The organism is Streptomyces saintjeani, assembly GCF_055409605.1.
Genome location: NZ_CP189624.1, coordinates 8,748,594 through 8,764,801 on the forward strand (window position 1 = coordinate 8,748,594; position 16,208 = coordinate 8,764,801).

Consider the following 16,208-nt stretch of genomic DNA (forward strand, 5'->3'; position numbering starts at 1 on the left):
ACATGTCCGTTCCCACGACGACCGCACTGGCCCAGCTGTACGACGACCTGTTTCTGAACGGCGGGTTCACGATCATGACCCGCCCGGACGGCAGTACGTACGTGCCCACCCGGGGCTACGCGGTCAGTACCACCCCGGCGCCGCACACGCTTCCCGCGACCGCGTCGTTCGACGCGTTCGCCGACCTCGTCCGGGACGTCACCGGCGCCTACGGCGACGTGAACGGCCTGGGCGGCTGGCTGCACGACGGCGTGATCTACATCGACCCGGTCGAGATCATCCCTGACCGGCGGGCCGCGACCGCAGCCGGGTTACACCGGCGCCAATTGGCGATCTTCGACCTGGCGACCGGCACAGAGATCACCCTGTAGAAGCGGAGCGGGCGCCAATTGGCGGCGCCTGCCCGCACGGGAGCCGACGACGGCCCCACCCCATGAATGAGGGCCCCGATAAGACGCCACGGGGATGCCGCCCCGCCGCGCCCGTGCCTGCCAGGCGCACGGCGCCTTGAGGGCCCTCACCGTCCCGTTTCTTCGGAGAGGAACCGGACTATGTCCAAGCTTGCCACGCAATCGTGGGCGGTGCGACGGGCGTTGGCGGCCCGTCAGCCGTTCACCACCCACGGCGCGTTGAGCGCCACGGACCAACGGTCCTACTGCGTCGGGCGGTTACCGCAGTGGTGGGCCGACCTGTACCGGTCGGACGCCGACGCCGGACGCATCGCCTACCAGGTCCTCAGCTACAGCACCCCGATCGCATGGGTGCTGGACGACGGTACGGTCGTCGTACCGCAGGTGCGTTACTCGATCACCACCAATCACCATCAAGCGCTGCTGTACGCGCTGGGCTCGGAGCCGGACAGCTTCCCGCAGGACACCCCGGACGAACCGGCGTTCGCGCCGACTCAGGCCCCGGGCAGCTGGGAATGGCCGAGGTGCGACGCTGCCCCCACGCTGCACGTTCTGCCGGGGCTGTTCGTCCGGCGGGACTTCGCGCCGGTGCGCCTGGAGTACAGCGAGAGCTACAGCGTCCGCCAGGGCTGGGCGACGTCGTACGACACCGGCCCCGCGTCCGGCGTGGACCAGGCGGCGTGACCATGACGTACACGATCGAGATCACCCGCCATGTGGTCAGCTACCGCACCCCGCCGGACGTCACCCCCGAAGGGGAAAGCTGCGGCGGGGAGTGGATGGACGGCGACTGGCGCACGATCGAGCGCCCGTCCACCAGCCGCGCCGTGTACGACGAGTACGATGCGGAGACATGGGAGGGCGACGTGATCGCCTGGGCTGTCAACGCGATCCTCCCGACCGGGGCGACCGAGCCGTCGTTCTACCCGGTGGGTACGGCCGTTCCCGAACACGTCTGGTTGTCCGGCCGGTACGACGACCCTTACGAGGGCGACAACCGGGTCACGGAAACCAGCGTGCGGCTGACCGGGGACTGGTCCCCGCAGGAGCGCGCGGACGTCTTCCACGCGCTCGACCGGAGCTGAAACAAACTCCTTTCACTCGTACGGCGGACGCGTCCGCCGTACCCGATGCCCGTGCCCCCTCAACTCCCCACCCCAGAGGGGGTACGGGTCCGCCGGGGGTGCCACCGTCACCTGAAGCGATGCTCGGGTGGTGGCACCCCCGGTCTGCCCCTGCACGGGGCTTGCCGGCGGACGACCACTGGACGCTCCTGGCACCACCGGCCGGTGCGAACTCCCGGCCGACTACCCGAACTCCCCGCGCCTTCCCGGTCTCCGTCCGCCGGGGAGATGCGGGGCCCGCCGAGGGGCGCTGCCGGGTCCGGCGGCGGTTTCCCCGGTCCTTCCCCCGACCTGAAGAAGAGGGACGATCGCATGAACACGGAGAAGATGATCGAGATCACGGCCGTCTTGAAGATGGTCGAAGAGCTTGCGTACGAATGCGAGGCCGTCGTGAGGGTGCCCGTCTCGGTGGCCGACGACCCGGACGCCCTGACGGAATACCTCGCCGACCACGAAGAACTGTGGAAGAACCAGATCCAGCGCGACGACGGCGACACCACCGATGTGAGCGAGAGCCCGCTGTCCAAGGGGAAGTGGCTCAAAGTCCGGCGCTCCGAGCAGACATGATCATGAGCGAGCGGTACGACATCAGGATCGGTCGGCGCGTCCGCCACGTCGACAGTCCCACTCCGGCTCGGGCGATCGTGAGGTCGTTCTACGCCTACCCTCTCGTGACGGTCGAGTGGGAGTCCACCGGGCGGGAGTCCACCGAGAACAGGGCCTACCTCACCCCGGTCTCCACCGGCATCACCGCGCGCGAGACCACGGACCACCGAGGACGCGCCCTGCGCATCACCGCGTACGTCGAGGACGACCGCCGGGGCGAACGCGTCGTGATCGAGAAGTGGCGTACGCCCTCCGCGCCCGGGCATCCGGCCGGGACGATCACCTACCGCCGGATCACCGGCCCGGACACGTGCGCCACGGAACTGGAGCCCGAACGCGTCGTGTTCGAGGACGAGGTGTACCCGGACGTCGCAGCCATGCTCTGACGGAACGTCACCGCCCCTGTACCGGCCTCCGGGGATTTCCGGAGGCCGGCGCATTTTCCCGCCCGGCCGGTCGTCACCGGCCGGGTTTTGTCTGCTCGCCGGAAGGAGGCACACCATGATCGACATCGATGTGTCCGACGAGACGCGCGAACGATACGTCCGCAACATCATCACCACGTGGAGTGCCGCCACCCCGGACCAACTGAGGCGCGGGCGTACGTGGTATCGCACCGCCCACAGCCTCGCGGCGTCGATCACCGACGGCCGGCCGCGCGCCGGAGCCGGCGTGATCGCGGCCCTGTCGGCGAACAAGTCCTGGCCGCAGAACCGGCGCCTCGCCCACCGGGCGTACGAAACAGGGGTGCCCACCGGTCATACCCGGAACGTGTTGGCCAAGGTGAACCGGATCATGGCGGGCGATGACCCCGAGGAGGTTCTTCCGACGTCTCGGAAGACCGGGATGTTCTTCAGGTGCATCGCCGACCCGTGCGACCCGGACGCGGTGGTGATCGACCGCCACGCCCACGACATCGCCGTCGGCGAACTCTACGGACGACGCGACCGGGGCCTGGGCGCCGCCCGCCGGTACGCGCTGCTGGCCCACTGCTACCGCGAAGCGGCCCTGCGGCTGGGCGAGTTGCCCAGCACCGTGCAGGCCGTCACGTGGGTCGTCCACACCGAACGCATCGCGGGCACCGGCACCCGGCCGCCCCGCGACGTCACCGATCCGTCGGAAAAACTTGGAGCCGATCGGCAATCGAGGACTTTTGGGTGCCGTATTGGAGTGAGACACAGAAAGCACCGTGAGGGGGGCCGGGTCCACCATTCAGCGTGATATTCCGGGCGGTCACATCAGGTCCTGCCCGTCCCGGTTGTGTAGCTCAGTCGGTAGAGCGCCGGTCTTATAAGCCGTGAGGTCGCGGGTTCGAGCCCCGCCGCAACCACCTCCTTTGCTCTACCCCGCTGGAACCCGCAATGACCCTCCACGTAGTCCAGTTCTCCGGCGGGATAGACAGCTGGGCCGCCGCTCACCGCATCGCCGCACACCATGGAACCCGCGGCCTCGTCCTGCTGTTCGCCGACACCCTCGTCGAGGACCCGCGTCGCCGACGGCCGTACCCCCTTCGAGGTGTTCCGGCAGCGACGCTTCCTCAAGCAACGCCCCTGCCGGACGTGGCTGGAAGCCCACGCCGACCTTGCGGACTCCGTGCTGCACATCGGCATCGACTGGTCCGAGGAACGCCGTGCGCCGTGGACGGTGTCCTTCCCGATGCGCGATCCACCCCACGTGACGAAGGAACCGATGCTGGACGCGGCCCGGGCGGCTGGCCTTGAGCCGCCCCGGCTGTACGCATGGGGTTTCGCCCACAACGGCTGCGGCTCGATGTGCGTACGCGGCGGACACAAACCCTGGACCCACGTCCTGGACGTCTTCCCCGAACGCTACGCGCAGGCCGAACGCGGGGAACAGGAACTGCGCGCCGACCTCGGAGACGTGGCGACCCAGCACGACCGGACCGGCGGCCACTCCCGGCCGCTCACCCTGACCGATTTCCGCGAGCGTCAGGAATCCCAGAAAGGACAAACTCGACGGAGGAACCATGACCATTGACCAGAACAAGATGATGCCGTGGACGGTCATCCACCACGCGCGAGCAAAAGTACGCTCCGGCGTATTCGAGGGTGTCTTCCTCGGTGTCGACGGCGACCGCTGGATCGCCGGCCGGATGTACACGGGCAAGAGCATGTCCGACGGATTCGGTGAGAACGGAGAATGGTGGTATTCCCACTCCTTCATCTCGCCCAACAGGTCCGGCGTCCGCAATATGCGTGATGCCGTTGCCCGTTACATCGAGATGGGGCGCGCAGCCCTGGTCGGGGACGTCATTTTCGAACGGAGCACGTGGGACACCGTCGACCGGTACCTCGTCGGCAAGGTCCCCCTGAACGGTGTGGCCGACATGGCGGCGGGCTGGGAGCGGACGGGGGCCGGCAGGTTGGTGAACGCGCTCGGCGGCAGCACGTACCTCCTGCCCGCCGCCCTGGCGAAGCGGCAACTGCTGGGCTACCTCCGCCGCACCGCGTCCGAAGACGGTCCGCCCCCGACCCGTCAGGGACTGAGCCTCGACGAGGCGTACGAGCGGGTGACCGGCGCGGACGGCCCCGTGCGGTTCGAAGTGGGCCGCAACACCTACTGGCTCACCCACGACGGCCACTACAGCGACCGGCACCGCTTCCGGCGCCACCCCTATGCGGAAAGAAGAGGAAACGATTCATGACCGACAACACCGACGACGTCGAGTGCTGGGAGAGCGACTGCACAATGACCCCCACCCACGCCCTGCGGACCGACCGTCTGTGGACGGTCCTGGAAGTCTGCGACGACCACATCGGCTGGGCGGTCACGTTCTTCATGAAGGTGCACGGCCGCAAGGTCGAGCCGTTCGTCGTCGCGCCGATCGCCTTCGGCGCGGAGGCCGGTATCTCCGTGCCCGTGATCAAGACCGACCTGCTCGACGAGGCGGCCCGCCGTATCCAGGCAGAGGCCGCCGTCGAGGAACACAGCAGAGCCCGCGTGATCGAAGTGCTGCGGGAGATGCGCAGGGAGCCGAGGCCATGACCGACGAGGATTTCTGGCTCGGCCACCTGCACGCATACGGATCCGACGACACGAACGGCGACGTCTGGCTCGACTCGATGATCGACGAGCCCGGCCCCCACGTCCGGTGGACCGTGTTCGTCCGCCTGCCGAGGGCCGCCCAAGTGGACCTCGCCGCATTCCTCCTCACACAGATCTTCAGCGAACCCGATACGAAGGAGCCGAACGATGACACATGACGTCAACACCGCCTTCGCCCAGGAGAAAGCCGGGCAGATCGAGGACGCGCGAGCACAGGCCCGCGCTTTCCAGGACCGTATCGACCGGGGCGAGGTCGAGCCGCTCGGCGCCGACCGCTACCGGGTCCTCACCGGCCGGGACGCGGGCGAGGTCTTCACCGTACGACGCGGGGCGCAGGGCGAGGCCGAGGAGATCCTCGCCCGGCACGGCCTGGACACCACCACCGGTGCCGCCGCCCTCTACACCACCACCCCGGCCTGGCACGGCCTGGGCGCCGTGATCCCGGGCGGGATCACCGACGTCGACGAGGTGCTGAAACTGGCCCGCATCGACTGGGACGTCGCCAAGAAACCCGCCCTGTTCGAATGGGACGACGGCATCCACGCCGCCACGGGCCGGCACGTCACGGTCCGCTCGGACACCGGCACTGCCCTGGGCACGGTGGGCGACCGCTACGAGGTCTTCCAGAACGCGCACATCTTCCGCTTTCTCCAGGACCTGGTGGAGGAGCACGACGCGGTCTGGGAGTCGGCCGGAGCACTGCGCGGCGGACGCAAGGTCTTCGTGACCATGCGCATGCCCCACTCGATCGTGATCGACCGAGGCGGCCTCGACGACGAGATCGTCCTCTACCTCGCCGCGATCAACTCCCACGACGGGACGTCGGCGGCCGAGTCGGTCGTCACCCCGTGGCGCATCGCGTGCGGCAACACCGAACGCTTCGCCAGCCGCGACGCCGTCCACCGCTGGGGCATCCGTCACACGAAGAGCGGCCTGACCACCCTGGACGAAGCCCGCCGCACCCTGGGCCTGACCCTCGCCTACGCGAAGACGTTCGAGGCCGAGGAGAACCGCCTCGTGCGCACGGACCTGCTGATCGACGAGTTCCACGAACTGATCGACAGCCTGTGGACCGTCGACGAGGACGCCACCGACGCCGTCAAGGCATCCGCCCGGGCCAGGCACGACCACTTGGACGGCATGTTTCGTGACCGCGCTCGCCGGCTGGGCCGCACCGCGTACACGGCCGAACGCACCGTCACCGACTATCTCGACCACGACCTGCGCGTCGTTCCCCGCAACCTCGGAGACGAACTCGCCCGCGCCCAAAGGGCACTGGAAGGAGGCGCCGACGACCTGAAGTCCCAGGCCCACCGCCAACTCCTGCTGCGTACGCGGTGACACGGGACACCGCCGTACCAAGCCGACTCAGCGGCCCGCCGATCGACGGGCCGCTCTTCCCGTTCCGGAACAGCGGAGGAACGACATGACCCTGACCGAATTCAAGCGCCGCGCCGGGCGATGCCCGGCGTTCCAGTGCATCAACTATCGATACCCGCACCTCTCGGGCCCGTGCGTCGTCTGGTCCGCCGGCTCGAACGTCATCCGGTACACCCCTGAAGGCGCACTGGGCATCGGACGCACCGAGTGGCCGTCCAAGCGCCTGTCCCGGATCGAGGGCAACAAGATCACCTGGTTGGACCCGGACGACGGCACCGACAGCTTCGCCTTCGTCTTCCCCTTCACCACCGACGCCGGGCCCCGGCATGTCGAACCCGCGGAAGCCGAGGCGCTTCTGATCGGAGCGACCGGCGTAGGGGAACACCGGTCCGACGGCGCCACGGTGATGCACCGCCACGGCTGTGCCTACCCCGTGACCTGGGGCGGCGTACCTCAGGCGACGCTCCCCGGAGAACCCGCCGAACCCCAGGCCCTGGCCACCGTACCCGTCACCTACCACGTGGACCTCTCCCTGAGCGGCACCACCTGGCACCGCACAGCCACCCCCGACACCGCCCGCGCCCTGATGACCAGCGCGAGCGACGCCCAGCGCGACGGAGCCCGCCTCACCCGGGACGGCTGGATCTTCCACCTCGCCTACCCCTCCGGGCTCTGCGCCCGCCTCACCCCCACCGGCCTGGACGGACAACTCGTCGACCAGGCCCTCCACGTGGCCACACAAGACCCGGGCTGGGACGACCCCGCTACCGCCATGGAACTGGCGCAACACGTCCTCAGGACCACCGGTCTGCGGTGACCCCCACAGACCAACATCCCTCTCCCGACAAGGAGTTCCCCCATGCCGACCTACACCTTCGTCCTCGACCAGCCCGCACACCAGGACCTCGACGGTCCCCAGTACGTGGTCGCCGAGGGCGACACCCGCGACGACGCCGAGATACGAGCCCGCGACCATCTGCACGAGGTGACCGGCACCCCGCACGGCTTCCGCCGCACCCTCGTATTCGACGGCGCACCGCTCACCCCGCCCGACACCGACGGCGGGACCTGGCACGACACCCGCCCACGGCCGGCCTCCGGACCGGCCGATCGCTGAGAAAACCCGGCCATGCGGTGCACCACACCGGGCTGCGAAGGCACCGACTTCGTCGCCTCGACAACCGCCTACCTCTCCATCGGCCCCGGCCCCACCGCGCAAGGAGAACCCACGGCCGAGATCGAGGGCCTCGCCTGCGAGGAGATCGAACTCGCCTGCCGGACCTGCGGCCAGCCGGTCAACAATGACGCCGACGCGTCGTACGACACCGCCGTCCGCAACCTGATGACGGAACTCCTCCACGACCTCGGCCTCCCCCTGGCCCGGCTCGAACCTCCCGAGACGGATACGGGAGACCGCTGATCCGGGACCGTACCGGCGGCCGGCCCCACAGGGCGAATACCTCTGTACGGTCACTCGCCGCCCGACACTGCGCCCGAGCAGGCTCCGGTGGCGCCTTGGTCTGCATTCCACGCCACCGGACTCCGCCCCCTGCACACCAGGGGGCGGAGCGGTCCTCTCCCGGAAACCATCCGGGAGGGGACCCCACCCCACCGACCCACCCGGACAACCAGGCAGCGACAAGCCCCCCACGAAAACGCGAAGAACCATGCCCCACTCCGACCCGTACCTCCGCCGTGTGGAGAAAATCATCGCCCGCGAAGGACTGGCCGTGCAGTACGTCTACGCCTCCCCGGACGCCGGCACCCGACCCTTCGCCTACACCATCGGACTGCACACCCACCCCGACCGAGACTACGAACTCGCGGTCTCGGGACTGAACGACCGCCCGTCCGGCGTGCTGCTCACCACCGTCGCCGACATCCTCACCACCGACGACACCGCCCCCGCCGAAGGACTGGAGATCGCCGGAGTACTCCCCGACGGCTACAAGCTCCGCCTGCGCCGGGCCAGTCGACCACATCGGCTCGCCATCATCCAGGCCCTGTACGGCTACATCCCCTCCATCTGGCAGGTGCTGTGGCCCGACAGAGAACACGTCTTTCCCGACGACGAGAACGACCACCCGGTGACAGAGGCTCAGCCTCTTCTATGAACCATGCGGACAGGCCAAGACGAAGACGTCTCACGCCAGTGCAACGGGACACCTGGAACTCGCCGGTGCGGAGGACTTCTCTCTCCTGGTCCGCGCAGTCCAGGAGAGCGGTGTCATCACCAGCACGACGGGCGGTACAGAACGGCTCCGGGCTTCTCAACGTCGGCGCGGGCGACGGCTTCTACCGCCGGCTCCTGGACGTTGAGTTCCCGGTCCCGCTGAAACTGGCGCCCCTGTGCGGCAGGAAATCGGTGGTCACCTGCGCCGCCACCGCCTCGTCATCACGCGCCAGTTCACGGCTCGCTTCGACCTCCTCCGCACTCCAGCAGTGTTGGCCCGTGTGCTCGCTCGGCGCAAGTCGGGCGAAGGCCGGGGGCGGGGTCCGCTGCCGACAACCGGGCGGTCGCACATACCAGTTGCTCCACTGCGGTACTCCGGTCACATGGGATTGCGAAGGTCTTCCAGTGTCGGCAGTTCCGGCGCACCGTTGGTGCACTGTTCCCACAGGACCCGGCCCACGCGTTCGGCGCCTGGCTCCTCACGGCCGGGCGCTGCACGCGTTGGGGGTTCAGTCCGTGGCTACGCGGGTCACCTCGATGGTGAGGCGGTCGTCGAGGACGCGGCTGACGGGACGGCCGACGATGGCGACCCCGCAGAGGGTGCCGTCGGGCCGTTGGACGCCGATGCTGAACCTGTGCCCCTGCGGTCTTCGGTGGTGGCGATGGAGCAGGTCGACGATGTTGCACGCTTCGCGGAACGTGAGAGGGACGATCGTCAACCGCTCCTGCTTGTCGGACATGTACCACGCTCGTTGCAGGTTCCGATTTAATTTGTCGGCTGGTGGGCAAGTGGTCTGGTGTTTTGGGGTGCTGTCCAGGCTTCTTGTCGAGGATTCGTCTGACAGATCTGTCGGTTTCCTCAGGCCGCTTCGTGCTGCTTGGACTGGGGGACAGACAGTTCCCGGATCAGGTTCGGGGCGATCGGAAATCGCTTGTGGTGATCCGATGGGGCGTCGTACGGTCGCCTCCGATGAACGAGACGCCCGAGGTTTTGCCGTTCCCGGACCGGAAACCAGTCGACGCCGCGGTGGCGGGCACGTTGATCGCCGCGCAGTTCCCGCAGTGGTCCGACCTTGAGGTCCGGCCGGTCTATGCGCAGGGTTGGGACAACTGCACTTTTCGCCTCGGTGACGAGATGCTGGTGCGGCTACCGACTGCCGAGGAGTACGCGCTGGCGGTTGAGAAGGAGCACCGGTGGCTGCCGGTGCTCGCACCCGCGTTGCCGTCGGAGATCCCGGTTCCGCTGGCCAGAGGCGTGCCCGATGCGTGCTTTCCGCACAACTGGTCGGTCTATCGGTGGATTGGTGGCGAGCCTGCGGCCCGTGCCGTCGTCGAGGACATGAAGACGTTCGCCGTCGACCTTGCGGAGTTCCTTGTGTCCCTGCAGCGCATCGACCCGACAGGCGGACCGGGCCCGGGGCTGCACAATTGGTTCCGAGGCGGACCACTGACGACCTACGACGGGTGGGCCCGGGCAGCCCTGGAGACGTTGGACGGCCTGATCCGGACCGAGGCCGCCGAGGAGATCTGGGAACGGGCGTTGCGAGCCTCGTGGGACGGTAGGCCGGCCTGGTTCCACGGAGACATGGCCTCGGGAAACCTTCTGGTGAAGGACGGTGCGCTCGCGGCCGTCATCGACTTCGGCACCTGCGGAGTCGGAGACCCGGCCTGCGATCTGTCGATCGCCTGGACGATGCTGACCGGCAAGAGCCGGGCCGCGTTCCGCGATCGGCTAGGGGTAGACGAGACGACCTGGGAGCGTGGACAAGGCTGGGCGCTCTGGAAGGCCCTGGTCGTCTGCGCCGGAGCGGTTCGCGATGGCGATGGCCTCCCGGCGGATGCGTCGTTCGTTCTGGATGAGATCCTCGCTGCTCATTAGCGGCTGGTCCGAACGACAAGTTGATGAAAAGTCACCTGGAAAGCGACATCTCTATTCGGAACCTCCACTCCTCAGGAAGCCCCTGGCCGGGTGGCTCCGGCGTAGTCGTCCCCTGGATATCGGTAGGGCTCGATGCGGATGGGAACATGGGGGCGGGGCGCGTCGATCATCTGTCCGGCGCCGATGTAGAGGCCGACATGGTGGATGCCGCTGTGGGGGTTGCCGTAGAAGACCAGGTCTCCGGGGCGGAGTTGGGCGTTCGCGGGGAGGCGGGGGCCGTGGTCGTACTGGGTCTGGGCAGTGCGGGGCAGGGGGATGCCGGCGGCGGCGTACGCGGCGGTCGTCAGCCCCGAGCAGTCGAAGCCCGCGTCGCCCGCGCCAGGGCCGTCGCCGCCCCACTCGTAGGGGAGACCGAGCTGGCCCTGGGCGTAGTTGATCGCTTCGAGGGCGGCAGCCGTGGGGGCGGTGTCCGCGCCGAACTCCGGGCCCGCGGTGTAGGACTGGGCCTGGGCGAGGACCTGGGAGACGTACGTGTCGGAGTGGTTGTAGGTCCGGACGGCGCCGGGAAGGTTCGTGCCGCCTCGGGCGCCGGAGTCGCACAGGTACGCGGCGGCGGCGTGCACGGCGTCGTGGGCGTCGTACGGCGACGGCGGGGTGGCACCGCCCGTCGGGAGCCGGTGGCGGGCGGTGACACTTCGGAAGGTGGCCGGCAGGAACTGCATGGGCCCTTGGGCGCCGGCGTGGTTGGCGCCGCTCCGGACGCCGGGGAGGGTCGAGCGGCCGTGGTCGGACTCGGTTTTGCCGATGGCGGCCAGGATCGTCCAGGGCAGGCCGGGGCAGGTGGTGGACGCCTCGATGTAGAGGGTGAGGTAGTCGGGCGGTATGTCGGTGAGGGCGGCCCGGCTGGGCTGGGTCGTGGTGCTGGTGGCGGAGGTGAGGAGGGCGCCGGCGCCGGCTGCGCCGAGGACGGCGACGGTCATCAGCAGTCCGGCCGCGATCGCGGTGAGCCGTCCCATCGCCGGGTCACTTGCGGGGGCGGCGGGGTGTGGGGGAGGGAGGTACGGGCGAAGGGGGCGGGAGTCCCGCGCCGGTGTGCGGGGCGTTCGGGCGGGCGGGGTTGACCGGGGGCAAGTGGGGCCAGGCGTGGGGGAGTTCGGTGAGGGGGAGTCGTTGGAGGTCGGGGTGACGGGTGTTGAGGGGGTGCCAGCGGTCGTTGGCCGGGTCGCCGGAGCAGCCGGCGGCGTTGATGGTCGCGACGGGTACGAGGGTGGGGTCGTCGAGGCTGGTCAGCGCGTGGGCGAGCGTACGGCGGATCTGTACTTCGCGTCCGGGGCTCGGCGTCCATATCAGGACGGGTGTGGTGATGCCGGTGGTGGTGGCGAGTCGGTGGTAGCGGGGGAGTTTCGCGGCGACGCGGTCGGGGCGTTCGGTGCCGAAGTCGAACTCCAGGAACCATTCGACGGCGGTGGTGCCGTGCTGCCAGGTGCCGTAGGCGTCGGGGCGGGCGATGTCGCCGAAGAGCTTGGTGCAGCGGGTCTCCGACCACCAGGCGGTGAGCTTGGAGGCGGGGCGGGAGTGGGCGACGAGGGTGCTGAAGAGCCCGTTGGTGCCGACGGTGTGGGCGAGGTGGAGGGAGTGGGCGATGCCGAGGGCGCGGTCGTGCTGGTAGTCCAGGTCGCGGGGTTCGAGGCCGTGTTCGCGGGCGAGGAGGGTGGCTCCGGCGATGTCGAGGACGTAGTGCATGGGGGCGCTGCCGTAGGTGATGAACGGCTGGAAGCGGTCGATGACGCGCCATCGGTACAGGCGCAGCAGGCGCAGGTTCGCGGCGCGTTCGGAGGGCCAGGCCATCGCGGTGATCTGGTGGGTGGTCAGGACGCGGTGTTCGTGGAGCATGTGGACGAGCCAGCGGTCGCGGTCGGTGAGGCGGGTGGTGAGGTGGGCGGCGTAGGCGCTGGTGGCTGCGGTGGTAGAGGCGGGGCGGTGGGGCTGGTGGCCGCGCAGGGCGCGTTGGGGCGTCGGGTTGGTGATCACGGGATTCCCTTCGGGTGCGGTGTGGGGTTACGCGTACTTCCTCGGCGGTGCGCTCCCTGCGTGGGACGCCGGGGGGAGCGGGGAGGGCGGGGGGAGCTCGGTGGGGGAGCCGGGGGTGGTGGTGATGCGGGTGGTGGGGCTCGGGGGCGCTATGTGGGGCCAGGCGCGTCCGAGTTCGTGGAGGGGGAGGCGGCGGTGGGAGAGCCGGTCGAGGGGCTGCCACCGGGCGGGAGCCGCCAGGTCGGTGCTGGAGGTGGCGACGGGCACGAGGGCGGAGTCGGGGAGGGCGGCGAGGGCGGAGACGAGGGCGTGGCGGATGCGGGTCTCACGGCGGGCGGTGGGCAGCCGGATCAGGACCGGGGTGATGGTGCCGGTCGTGGCCGCGAGGCGTGCGTAGCGGGGAAGCTTCGCGGCGACCCGGTCGGGCCGTTCGGTGGCGAGGTCGAACTCCAGGAACCACTCGAAGACCGAGCCCCCCTCCTGCCAGCGGCCGTAGCCGTCAGGGATGACGGTGTCGCCGAAGGAGCGCCGGCAGCGGGCTTCGGACCACCAGGCGGTGAGCCGTCCGGTCGCGTCCGACCGTCGGGAGCGGGCGATGAGGGCGGTGAAGAAGGCGTTGGTGCCGACGGTGTGGGCGAGGTGGAGGGAGTGGGCGATGTTCAGGGCGCGGGCGTGCTGGTAGGGGAGGTCCCGGGGGTCGAGGCCGTCCTCGTAGGCGAGGGTGGCGGCGCCGGCGACGTCGAGGACGTAGTGCATGGGGGCGGCCCCATAGGCGGCGAACGGCTGGAAGCGGTCGACCAGGCGCCACTTGTAGAGCTGGAGGAGGCGCTGGTGGGCGGCGCGGGCGGAGGTGAAGGCGGTCTCGGTGAGCTGAGGGGTGGTCAGGACCCGGTGTTCGTGGAGCATGCGGGCGATCCAGCGGTCGCGGTCGGTGAGGTGTTCGGCGAGCCGGGTGACGTACGCGGTGCTGGTGGCGGCGCGTTCACTGAGCCGGGCGGGCCGGTGACCGCGCAGGGGACGCTGGGAGGTGGAGATCATCAGGAGGGCCTCCGGTCAGGTGGTGCGGCGGGGGTCTGTCGTACGCCGCTCCCGGGCCGTGTCGGGAACGGGCGCGGGGGTGCCTCGACGGGCGGCGGCGGCGCGGATCTGCTTCGCGCGGCCGGGGACGGGCGGCGGGAGAGGCTCGGTGACGACGGTGAAGGCGGGGGCCTCGGCGCCGCCCAGGACGGGGCGTACGGCGGCGTGGTAGACGTCGAGGTGGGAGAGGTCGTGCGGGGTGAGGCGGGGGTGGGTGTGCTGGGCGAGACGCTGGGCGTCTTCGGGGGAGGCGTTGAAGTAGATCTTGGTGCGGGCGTTGGTGCTGATGCCCTCTTCGAGGTCCTTGGGGAGCTGGCGCAGGTACTGGTGGGCCAGCGTCATGGCCAGGCGGTAGCCGCGGGCCTCGGCGAGCATGTCCTCCAGGGGGTAGGGGAGGTTGAGGAAGTTGTGTGCCTCATCGATGTACAGCCCGGCGTCGTGGCGGCGGGAATGGGGGAGGCGGGCGCGGCGGGTGGCGGCCTGCCAGGTACGCGCGACCACGATCGAGCCGACGAGCCGGGAGGTCTCGGTGCCCAGGGAGTCCTTCGCGATCCGCACGAGGCAGATCCCGCCGTCCAGGACCTGTTCCATGTCGACGGTGGACGGCCCGGCGGCCAGCGCGGATCGGACGAACGGCCGCAGCAGCAGGCCGCGGAGCTTGTTCATCAGCGGGGCGATGACCTGCGCCCGCGAGGCGGGGGACAGGGAGTCGTACCAGGACCAGAACCCTTTGAGGACCTCGTCGTGGATCTGGTCGACCGCGCGCCGGCGGAACGCGGGGATCGACAGGAGGCGGGGCAGATCGGTCAGCAGCGGGGTGCCGGGGAGTTCGCGCAGGGTGAGCAGGCCCGCGCGCAGGATGTCCTCCGTACGCGGTCCCCAGGAGGAGGCGTAGATCCGGGAGAAGATCGACACGAGGTTGTCGACGGTGCGGGCGGCGTCGGCGCCTTCGAGGGGGTTGAGGACGGGCGGACGGCTCTTGCTGTCGGCGTCGAACAGCACCACCTTCTCGCCGAGTTCCTCCGGCAGCCGCATCAGGATGTCCGTGACCAGGTCACCCTTGGGGTCGACGACGACCAGGCCGCGTCCGGCTTCGGCGTCGGCGAGGATCATGCGGCCTATCAGCTCCGATTTCCCGGAGCCGGTGGCGCCCAGGATGTGGAGGTGCTGGCGGGTGTCGGGGACGCGCAGGCCGACGGGGCGGGGGCGGCCGGAGTCGGTGAGCCCGATCGGACGTACGTGGGGGCCGGTGGTGGCGATTCCGGGTGGTGGGGGTACGGCGCTGGCTCCCGCGCGGGGGAGAGCGGGGATCGCCTCGTCCCACGGCAGATGCGCGATCGCCGCCAGCTCGGGCAGCGACAGCAAGTCGCCCTTGTCCAGGCGCCGTTCGGTGACCCGGAGGGCTGGGTGGCGGATGCGGGCGCGGCGGTAGTAGTTGTGCTCGGTGAACGCGGAGAACGCCGACGCGATCGCATGGCACCGTCCCCGTAGCCGGTCCCGCGTCACCACACGCGTCTTCGCGTCGGGCAGGGGCGCGGTGACGGCGTAGCGGATACGGGTCTCGTACGACGCGCCGCGCTCCTTGGTGACGATCGCCCGGTCCTCCACGGCTGTGCTCAACGCGGTCTGACGGTCCATCACCGGCCGTGTGCTGCGGGCGCGGTGGTGCGGGCCGGGGGTGAGGAGGTCCAGGAGGCGGCCGGGCAGGCGGGTGGAGGGCTCGGTACGGAAACGGCGGGCCGCACGCCGGGCCTTCTTCACCCGGTGGCCGGTGACCGGGCGGGCGAGGATCTGGACGAGGGCCTCCTCGCCGTGGCCGAGGCCGGCGGGGGCGCCGAGGAGGGCGCGGATCGGGTCGGCGGGGAAGGCGGTGCGGATCGGCAGGGCCTCGGTGCGGGCCAACCGCAACTCCCCTCCCGCCGACTCGGTGTTCAGGTGCGGGGCGACCGGTGCGGGGGTGGTGCGGGTGTGGGCGCCGGGCCAGGCGGCCTCGACGGCGCGTTCCACCGTTCCGGGCGGGACGGTGCCGGGCACCCACAGGCGCAGACGGATCGTCTCGCGGTCGAAGACGTACTCCCACGCGACGTGGGGCTGGCCGGTGAGATGGCGTCGCCAGGCGGGGCGCAGCAGACCGAGGAGGTTCGCCCACAGGGCCTCGGCGCCTGCCGGATCGGCGGTCGGCGGCGGAAGGACGGCGATCAGACGGGCGCCGCTCGCGAGGATGCGCCGGCAGCGGCGGCGCCACCACCAGCGCGCCCACACCAGCACAACGGAGACGAGGCCGACGGCCGGGGTGCCGAGGGGCGCCCAGGCGGATGCCGTGTGTGCCAGGCCGTCGAGGAGAGCATGGACGGCGGCTGCCGGGTCGCGCAGGTAGTCGTGGACGAAGGAGGCGCGCTGTTCGACACTCATGGTGAGGGCCTTTCGATGAGGTGAACTTCCTTATGGCGCCGGGGCGTTGA

General features: G+C 70.0%; 21 protein-coding genes and 1 tRNA gene. 17 read left to right on the top strand and 5 right to left on the bottom strand.

The genetic code is table 11. The features are described from left to right. The first annotated feature begins 2 nt into the window (after window positions 1-2). From ACQCO7_RS39125 to ACQCO7_RS39200, 16 genes are all read left to right on the top strand, one after another. Entirely contained in the window at window positions 3-371 is a 369-nt protein-coding gene (locus ACQCO7_RS39125; protein WP_464076266.1) for a hypothetical protein, read from the top strand. Between the two features lie 180 nt (window positions 372-551). Then, window positions 552-1,094 carry a DUF8033 domain-containing protein gene (locus ACQCO7_RS39130; protein WP_464076267.1) on the top strand — a complete coding sequence of 181 codons (543 nt, stop codon included), beginning with the start codon at window positions 552-554 and terminating at the stop codon, window positions 1,092-1,094. 2 nt (window positions 1,095-1,096) lie between these two features. Continuing rightward, complete coding sequence (locus ACQCO7_RS39135; RefSeq protein ID WP_464076268.1) at window positions 1,097-1,495, top strand: hypothetical protein; 399 nt, start codon at window positions 1,097-1,099, stop codon at window positions 1,493-1,495. Window positions 1,496-1,846: 351 nt separating this feature from the next. Next, the gene (locus ACQCO7_RS39140) at window positions 1,847-2,101 is read left to right on the top strand and encodes a hypothetical protein (protein ID WP_464076269.1); all 255 of its coding nucleotides are present in this window, start codon (window positions 1,847-1,849) and stop codon (window positions 2,099-2,101) included. 2 nt (window positions 2,102-2,103) lie between these two features. Continuing rightward, window positions 2,104-2,526 (top strand): hypothetical protein, encoded by a 423-nt coding sequence (locus ACQCO7_RS39145; RefSeq protein WP_464076270.1) that lies wholly within the window; start codon window positions 2,104-2,106, stop codon window positions 2,524-2,526. A 115-nt stretch (window positions 2,527-2,641) separates the two neighbouring features. Further along, a complete protein-coding gene (locus ACQCO7_RS39150; protein ID WP_464076271.1) occupies window positions 2,642-3,361 on the top strand; it encodes a DUF7178 family protein in 720 nt (239 codons plus the stop codon). A gap of 35 nt (window positions 3,362-3,396) precedes the next feature. Continuing rightward, window positions 3,397-3,470: transfer RNA gene (locus tag ACQCO7_RS39155), tRNA-Ile, on the top strand. A 104-nt stretch (window positions 3,471-3,574) separates the two neighbouring features. Next, complete coding sequence (locus ACQCO7_RS39160) at window positions 3,575-4,138, top strand: hypothetical protein (protein ID WP_464076272.1); 564 nt, start codon at window positions 3,575-3,577, stop codon at window positions 4,136-4,138. Beyond that, a complete protein-coding gene (locus ACQCO7_RS39165; protein WP_464076273.1) occupies window positions 4,128-4,805 on the top strand; it encodes a hypothetical protein in 678 nt (225 codons plus the stop codon). The genes ACQCO7_RS39160 and ACQCO7_RS39165 overlap by 11 nt, the downstream gene beginning before the upstream one ends. Next, a complete protein-coding gene (locus tag ACQCO7_RS39170; RefSeq protein WP_464076274.1) occupies window positions 4,802-5,146 on the top strand; it encodes a hypothetical protein in 345 nt (114 codons plus the stop codon). The genes ACQCO7_RS39165 and ACQCO7_RS39170 overlap by 4 nt, the downstream gene beginning before the upstream one ends. Then, on the top strand, window positions 5,143-5,364 hold the full coding sequence (locus tag ACQCO7_RS39175; protein WP_464076275.1) for a hypothetical protein: 222 nt from the start codon (window positions 5,143-5,145) through the stop codon (window positions 5,362-5,364). Before ACQCO7_RS39170 ends, ACQCO7_RS39175 begins: the two co-directional genes overlap by 4 nt. Continuing rightward, window positions 5,354-6,547, top strand: coding sequence for a DUF932 domain-containing protein (locus tag ACQCO7_RS39180; RefSeq protein WP_464076276.1), 1,194 nt, complete (start codon window positions 5,354-5,356; stop codon window positions 6,545-6,547). Before ACQCO7_RS39175 ends, ACQCO7_RS39180 begins: the two co-directional genes overlap by 11 nt. Before the next feature lie 85 nt (window positions 6,548-6,632). Continuing rightward, window positions 6,633-7,403: a hypothetical protein gene (locus ACQCO7_RS39185; protein ID WP_464076277.1), complete on the top strand. Its 771-nt coding sequence runs from the start codon at window positions 6,633-6,635 to the stop codon at window positions 7,401-7,403. A gap of 42 nt (window positions 7,404-7,445) precedes the next feature. After that, window positions 7,446-7,703 (top strand): hypothetical protein, encoded by a 258-nt coding sequence (locus tag ACQCO7_RS39190; RefSeq protein WP_464076278.1) that lies wholly within the window; start codon window positions 7,446-7,448, stop codon window positions 7,701-7,703. Window positions 7,704-7,715: 12 nt separating this feature from the next. Then, window positions 7,716-8,006, top strand: coding sequence for a hypothetical protein (locus ACQCO7_RS39195; RefSeq protein ID WP_464076279.1), 291 nt, complete (start codon window positions 7,716-7,718; stop codon window positions 8,004-8,006). A 277-nt stretch (window positions 8,007-8,283) separates the two neighbouring features. Then, window positions 8,284-8,700, top strand: a complete 417-nt coding sequence (locus ACQCO7_RS39200; protein WP_464076280.1) for a DUF4262 domain-containing protein — start codon at window positions 8,284-8,286, stop codon at window positions 8,698-8,700. A gap of 568 nt (window positions 8,701-9,268) precedes the next feature. On the opposite strand, the gene ACQCO7_RS39205 is transcribed toward ACQCO7_RS39200, so the two are convergent. Then, the gene (locus tag ACQCO7_RS39205) at window positions 9,269-9,499 is read right to left on the bottom strand and encodes an XF1762 family protein (RefSeq protein WP_464076281.1); all 231 of its coding nucleotides are present in this window, start codon (window positions 9,497-9,499) and stop codon (window positions 9,269-9,271) included. Window positions 9,500-9,729: 230 nt separating this feature from the next. Here ACQCO7_RS39205 and ACQCO7_RS39210 point away from each other — a divergent pair, with 230 nt between their 5' ends. Further along, complete coding sequence (locus ACQCO7_RS39210; protein ID WP_464076282.1) at window positions 9,730-10,638, top strand: aminoglycoside phosphotransferase family protein; 909 nt, start codon at window positions 9,730-9,732, stop codon at window positions 10,636-10,638. A 71-nt stretch (window positions 10,639-10,709) separates the two neighbouring features. Here ACQCO7_RS39210 and ACQCO7_RS39215 read toward each other — a convergent pair whose 3' ends face one another. From ACQCO7_RS39215 to ACQCO7_RS39230, 4 genes are read right to left on the bottom strand one after another with little or no spacing between them, the layout of a single operon-like run. Further along, window positions 10,710-11,654 carry a C40 family peptidase gene (locus ACQCO7_RS39215; RefSeq protein WP_464076283.1) on the bottom strand — a complete coding sequence of 315 codons (945 nt, stop codon included), beginning with the start codon at window positions 11,652-11,654 and terminating at the stop codon, window positions 10,710-10,712. A 7-nt stretch (window positions 11,655-11,661) separates the two neighbouring features. Then, complete coding sequence (locus ACQCO7_RS39220) at window positions 11,662-12,669, bottom strand: replication-relaxation family protein (protein ID WP_464076284.1); 1,008 nt, start codon at window positions 12,667-12,669, stop codon at window positions 11,662-11,664. Between the two features lie 27 nt (window positions 12,670-12,696). Then, window positions 12,697-13,707, bottom strand: a complete 1,011-nt coding sequence (locus ACQCO7_RS39225; RefSeq protein WP_464076285.1) for a replication-relaxation family protein — start codon at window positions 13,705-13,707, stop codon at window positions 12,697-12,699. A gap of 15 nt (window positions 13,708-13,722) precedes the next feature. After that, window positions 13,723-16,158 (bottom strand): DUF8128 domain-containing protein, encoded by a 2,436-nt coding sequence (locus ACQCO7_RS39230; RefSeq protein ID WP_464076286.1) that lies wholly within the window; start codon window positions 16,156-16,158, stop codon window positions 13,723-13,725. Window positions 16,159-16,208 lie beyond the last annotated feature (50 nt).